Source organism: Microbacterium sp. AISO3 (genome assembly GCF_002204305.1).
Taxonomy (GTDB): domain Bacteria; phylum Actinomycetota; class Actinomycetes; order Actinomycetales; family Microbacteriaceae; genus Microbacterium; species Microbacterium arborescens.
In genome coordinates this window covers 1-464 of sequence record NZ_NHRF01000061.1, presented here as the reverse complement: position 1 = coordinate 464, position 464 = coordinate 1, and the positions used below count along the sequence as shown (strand labels likewise).

2 protein-coding genes are annotated in these 464 nt (G+C 56.2%); both read left to right on the top strand.

Features of this window, described 5'->3' with window-relative positions; genetic code table 11:
* On the top strand, positions 1-116 hold a 116-nt coding region (locus tag CBF90_RS18650), incomplete at its 5' end, for a phage tail protein (RefSeq protein WP_072253416.1).
* A gap of 60 nt (positions 117-176) precedes the next feature.
* Positions 177-464, top strand: a 288-nt coding sequence (locus CBF90_RS16315; protein WP_069287281.1) for a phage tail protein, incomplete at its 3' end; no start/stop codon positions are given.

Here is a 464-nt window from a genome sequence, read left to right as displayed (position 1 = left end):
GCAATGTTCTGCCTGTTCTGTACGGGGAAATGCGCGTGGGGTCACGCGTGGTTTCTCAGGAGATCAGCACGGCAGACGAAGGGGACGGTGGTCAGGTTGTGGTGATTGGTCGCTGATGCAAAATGTTTTATGTGAAACCGCCTGCGGGCGGTTTTGTCATTTATGGAGCGTGAGGAATGGGTAAAGGAAGCAGTAAGGGGCATACCCCGCGCGAAGCGAAGGACAACCTGAAGTCCACGCAGTTGCTGAGTGTGATCGATGCCATCAGCGAAGGGCCGATTGAAGGTCCGGTGGATGGCTTAAAAAGCGTGCTGCTGAACAGTACGCCGGTGCTGGACACTGAGGGGAATACCAACATATCCGGTGTCACGGTGGTGTTCCGGGCTGGTGAGCAGGAGCAGACTCCGCCGGAGGGATTTGAATCCTCCGGCTCCGAGACGGTGCTGGGTACGGAAGTGAAATAT